Origin of the sequence: Pseudonocardia sp. Ae505_Ps2 (assembly GCF_001932425.1) — a bacterium.
Classification (GTDB): domain Bacteria; phylum Actinomycetota; class Actinomycetes; order Mycobacteriales; family Pseudonocardiaceae; genus Pseudonocardia.
The window spans coordinates 1-4,625 of record NZ_MCIP01000010.1; the positions used below are offsets into that span (position 1 = coordinate 1).

Consider the following 4,625-nt stretch of genomic DNA (forward strand, 5'->3'; position numbering starts at 1 on the left):
TCCCAGCGTGACCACGACCTGCGCTGCGACGTCGTCGACCTTGACGAGGAGCAGACCGACGAGGAGATCGTCGCCGTTGAGTTGGAGGGCGAGAACGTTGCGGTCCTGCCCTCGCACTCGTGGAAGATCGTCGAGTCCCGCGCGGCCGAGCTGCTCGACGTCACTGAGCGCCACGGCGTCGACGCCGCCCGAGCTTGGCTCGACGACCTCGGCGTCGAGTGGTGGCTACCGACCCGCCTCACCGACGCCCGACGGCCGGGTGTCCTACCCGGAGAGGACTGACCTGATGGACCAGGACGTCGCCCGCGAGCGAATCGACGAGCTAGTGCAACGGATGAGCCCGTTGTCCGACGGCCGCCGCCGGATCAGGTTCACGAAGAAGGGCCGGGGTGCTGACCCCACGGCAGCCCTGCACGCCCTCGCCGTCGACGACTACGAGGTCGCGATCATGCGCAACGCCGAGACCGGACGCACCTGGTTCGAGGCCCGGTTCGTCTGGCCGCCCCGGCCCTCTGCCTGACCGCTACCACCGCCACCGCTCCTCGCACCTATGCATTGGAAATGATCTTGAGGGCGACGGGCCGCACTGAACGCATGTCGTCGATACGACGACTAGCGGCCAGTAGGGTCAAGGAGACGTTCTCGCCCCCGGACATGAACATGTCCTTGATGCCCGCTAGGGCCTCCGTCGACGGGCCCCGGCCTACGCCGGGACGTGACGTTCTGTGACCGACTCGCGCGCCACGCTGACCAGGCAATCAATGATGCATAGGTCTTGTGAGACTTGATCTTGAGCCCCAGCGCTCTCAGCCACGCCAGCGCAGCAGCGCGAGCACGGCGTTGTTGACCGATCCACGGTCAACAACCACCAGCAACAACCACCAGGACCGCCAGCCCCTATGCATCCACTGATGATCTTCAGTCGGGGGTGCGGTCTGGGTGGCCGCCGGTGGCGGCCGGGCGGTGGTCCGGGCCGTCGAGTGGTGGCTCTTGAGAGTCGGGTGAGCGAGATGTTTCACTCAGCTGGTGATGATTGGAAAATCTGGACAACGAATGGTCTTGCCCGTAGCGAAGGTGATTTTTGCTGCAGGGATGGCGATGTTTTTGTTATTGAGTGTTTCTTCTGCTGCAATGGCGCAGGATTCGGGGGAAGTGGATCGGGTTGAGGTAGGTTCGCCTGATGGGCTTGCTCATCTTGTGCTCGAGTTTGATAGGCCGTTGCTGCAGAGTGAAGCAGAGAAGATCCGTTCTCGCTTCACGAGTGTTACTTCTTTCGAGGCTCAAGATTATCAGCGAGTTGAAACCCTGGGCTGCCATAGAGGGTTTGACCGATCAGATCGGAATGGGGTTCTGTCGCTTCAGTTCACGTGTCTGCCGTCGCACGGAGTGGTTGCGTGGGGATATAGACTGTCTCCGGCGGTGAAGTCGACAGTTGTTGGACCGGTGACAGAAAGGGGTCTGCAGTGGTGGCAGAACGGCGCGAAGAGGCCGAGTAACTCTAGTCATGTAGAGTCGGCGGACTATATTTTTCACGGTTCGATGAATCCGGTGCTTGTGAACGACGTCCTTGACTATCAGGATCTCTTCACGTATCGCCACAATCTGGGCGGTGGTGGTACTGCAAAGCTAGTATTCGCTGGTTCTTTACGGTTGACGTATTGATGAATGAGGAGCAGGGGCCTTCTTTTCGGTCGTGGATTGTTTTTGACGACGAGGAAGATCAGGTCTTAGAAGTTGCGGCGGGTGTTGATGAGGTTCGGGCGCGGCGGCTAGCGGAAGGAGTTCTTCGAGACTTGGGGCTGACCGCGTTGGGCTGGGAAGTGCGTGGTGTTTTTGTGGCGTCGCCGTCTCCGGTGTCGTCGCCGCGCCCGGGCCTTGAAATGGGGACGGACCTTGCAGTTGAGATCGACTCGGGTAGGGATGTCAGCGGCGCGTTTGTTGCTGAGAGTGTCGCGGTGCACTTCACGACTTCAGTTGCTCACGAGGTGGCATGTGTGGCGACTGCCGAGCAGATTCAAGATCGTGTTCTGGAGTTGGAGTGCGGGGTTCCTCGTCCTACTTGCCCGCGGCATCCGCATCCGTTGATGCCGCGCATGGTGGAGGGGGTTCCGTCGTGGGAGTGCCCTCGTGATCCAAGCCACTACAGCGTCCCGATGTCTGGGACGTGACTGGACTGTCGCGCTGTTGCGGAGCCGAGGCTTTCCCGCTCACTGAGGTGTTCTCAGTAGCGGGGTGGCAGGTCGTGGCGACACGCCGAGGGTGGTGAGATGAGCGGGAACGGGGCAGGACCCCGGTAGATCGGTTCGGTCCAGCACAGATCGACACCGTCACCGAGGTCCTGCCTGTCTGATCCTGTCACCTACACCGCTGTCCTCCCGATCGGGGAGTGCACCGTGGCCTATCTGGCGCGGCTTCTGGTCCTTCAACGCCGTCGACGTGGCACCCGGCGGCGGGCGTTGACCCCGTTCGCGCAGGCAGTGGCGATCCTCTCGGGGGAAGCTCGTTAGACCGGGCTGATGCCGGTCTCGGCGTTGGCGTGCTGGCAGAAGACGATCACCCAGTCGCCGTCCGGCCCCCGGTAGATCGTCGCGCCGTCGGCGGCGGTCAGGTGGTGGACCGGGCCGCCGCCGATGCGCTGCACGCTGTGGGTCCAGGGCGGCGGGAACCGGTCGGTGATCAGCTCGGTCACCGGGGTCGCGCGCCGATCGTCCCGACCACCTGATCGCGCAGGTTGGCGTCATCGGCGGCGAGCAGCAGCAGCGCGGACAGCACCTCGATCTTGTCGACGTGCCGCCCGAGCCTCCGCCGCGCGATCCGGGTCACCTGCTCGAACGCGTCCACCACGTCGTCGTCGAGCATCGCCGTGTACTTCGACCCGGCCCGCTTCGCCGGGGGCACCGGACGGGGCTCCGGCGGGGTCAGCACCGGCTCGGTCACCGCCGCAGGCGCCGGCATCGTGATCTGGTCCGGTTGCTGCGGGTGCTCTACCGCACCACCGGCGCTGTCGTCGTATCGACGACGGGTCGCCCCGGCGGCTGCCGCCAGACTCCGGCGGGCCCCGGCCCGCTTCCGCTCCGCCATCACAAGGTCTCCTTGATCAGCTCGTCGAGCACCAGCTCGTAGTCCCCTAGTACCTCGGGTGCGGTCCCCCGGGCCACCGCGAACTCCACGAGGTGGCGCACCTGCGCGGTCATCGTCGGGATGTCCTCGCCCTCGGCCCACGTCCGCGCCTCGCTCCCGGACTTCCACCGGCTGTCGACGTCGACCAGCAGTAGCGACGCGGTCAGCGGGGACAGAGCGTCCGCCTCGGCCGCGAGCTCGAAGACCCGCTCGATCGCTGCCAGGTCCGCCCCGGTCGGCCGCACCGGCACGATCAGGTGCTCGGACAGTGTGAGGGCCTGCCGCAACAGGTTCGGGTTCTTCGGCCCGGCGTCGAGGATCACGTGGGCGTAGTCGTCGAGCATTGGTCGGAGCTGGCGGGCCAGGTGCCGGTCGGCTGCCTCGATGACGATGCACCGATCCGCCGGCCAATCCTTGGCGAGCTGCGACCAGGCCAACGCACCGTCTTGGTCCGGGTCGGCGTCGACGAGCAGCGTCCGCCCGGACCGGGCCAGCCCGAGCGCCAGGTGCACGGCCGTCGTCGTCTTCCCGGTGCCGCCCTTGAGGTGTCCCACGGTGAGTCTCATGATCACTCCGTCGTTGTCGTCGTATCGTCGACGTTACAGTCATGACGGTGTGACGTCTGTGCGGCACCCCGTCGCATGTCCCCGGTCGTCGTCCGCCGGGTCGCGGCCGTGAGTCGGGTCCACCGCTTCTGCATCGCCTGCCGGCCGCCGAGCTGCCCGTCGACCGCCTCGGCGACCTGCTCCCAGGTCATACCTTCTGCCCCCCATTTCAGAGTGCGCAGCAAATCCCGCTCGTATCTATCGGCAGCACTACGCAGCGATTCACACATAGCGAAAAGAGCGGCAGGCTCACCCTCGCTGAAATCGTATTCTTCATCATCTTTGATGCGAATATAAAATGCATCAAGATATTCGGATGCGACTTTCGCGATAGTGTCGCTGTGCTCGATCTCGCCTCGCGGAAAAACCTCCCGCAGCCGGTCGAGCGCCTTCCCAGTGTCCATATGTAAATCATACGACGACAACACCGTCGTGTCAACCTAACGACGACACTACCGTCAATCCGCCTTGCCGTCTTGACGGTTAACCGTCAGTGTCGTTGATACGAGGACACGCCCGTCTAGCCGTCGCCAGACAGGAGGTGTCCTCGAAGGGTGGGTCTGCGGTCACGTCGGCGCGCTTGCGCCTGCACGGCCGTCGTGGGGCCCGCAACATCTCGGCTCGACCGGCGGCTGAGCTGCCCAGGCTTGCGGGTCCTGCGGCGGCCGTGCTGCCCTCCGGGGCCGACGTGAGCGCAGGGCCAACCGGAGCCGCTCACCACCCGGTCCCCACCTGCGTGACCGCAGGATCCCCCCGGGGACCGCGGGAGCTGAGGTGCACCACGCAGTGGCCGCCGGAGGCAGGGGTTAGGGCCCCGCCTACTAGGGAATATCCCGTTCAGCGGTATGCTTGTGTACATAAGCAGACAAGTTAGGAGGTGGCATCGATGGCGCTGAACCC

At 64.6% G+C, this 4,625-nt stretch carries 7 protein-coding genes and 1 pseudogene; 4 read left to right on the top strand and 4 right to left on the bottom strand.

The annotated features are described in order from the left end of the window. The 4 genes and pseudogenes from Ae505Ps2_RS32340 to Ae505Ps2_RS33895 form a co-directional block, all read left to right on the top strand. On the top strand, nt 1-282 hold a 282-nt coding region (locus Ae505Ps2_RS32340), incomplete at its 5' end, for a hypothetical protein (protein WP_170917185.1). 4 nt (nt 283-286) lie between these two features. Then, nucleotides 287-520: a hypothetical protein gene (locus Ae505Ps2_RS29860; protein WP_075554433.1), complete on the top strand. Its 234-nt coding sequence runs from the start codon at nt 287-289 to the stop codon at nt 518-520. 506 nt (nt 521-1,026) lie between these two features. Continuing rightward, entirely contained in the window at nt 1,027-1,662 is a 636-nt protein-coding gene (locus tag Ae505Ps2_RS31660; protein ID WP_212567747.1) for a hypothetical protein, read from the top strand. A 680-nt stretch (nt 1,663-2,342) separates the two neighbouring features. Next, nucleotides 2,343-2,489 (top strand): annotated as a pseudogene (locus Ae505Ps2_RS33895) (IS5/IS1182 family transposase); the annotation flags it as partial. Between the two features lie 14 nt (nt 2,490-2,503). Here the strand turns inward: Ae505Ps2_RS33895 and Ae505Ps2_RS29865 are convergent. From Ae505Ps2_RS29865 to Ae505Ps2_RS29880, 4 genes are read right to left on the bottom strand one after another with little or no spacing between them, the layout of a single operon-like run. Then, a complete protein-coding gene (locus Ae505Ps2_RS29865) occupies nt 2,504-2,689 on the bottom strand; it encodes a hypothetical protein (RefSeq protein WP_075554434.1) in 186 nt (61 codons plus the stop codon). Further along, nucleotides 2,686-3,081 (bottom strand): hypothetical protein, encoded by a 396-nt coding sequence (locus Ae505Ps2_RS31665; protein WP_139320314.1) that lies wholly within the window; start codon nt 3,079-3,081, stop codon nt 2,686-2,688. The genes Ae505Ps2_RS29865 and Ae505Ps2_RS31665 overlap by 4 nt, the downstream gene beginning before the upstream one ends. After that, a complete protein-coding gene (locus Ae505Ps2_RS29875) occupies nt 3,081-3,686 on the bottom strand; it encodes a ParA family protein (RefSeq protein WP_075554436.1) in 606 nt (201 codons plus the stop codon). The genes Ae505Ps2_RS31665 and Ae505Ps2_RS29875 overlap by 1 nt, the downstream gene beginning before the upstream one ends. 2 nt (nt 3,687-3,688) lie before the next feature. Beyond that, nucleotides 3,689-4,129, bottom strand: coding sequence for a hypothetical protein (locus Ae505Ps2_RS29880; protein ID WP_075554437.1), 441 nt, complete (start codon nt 4,127-4,129; stop codon nt 3,689-3,691). Nucleotides 4,130-4,625: the final 496 nt, after the last annotated feature.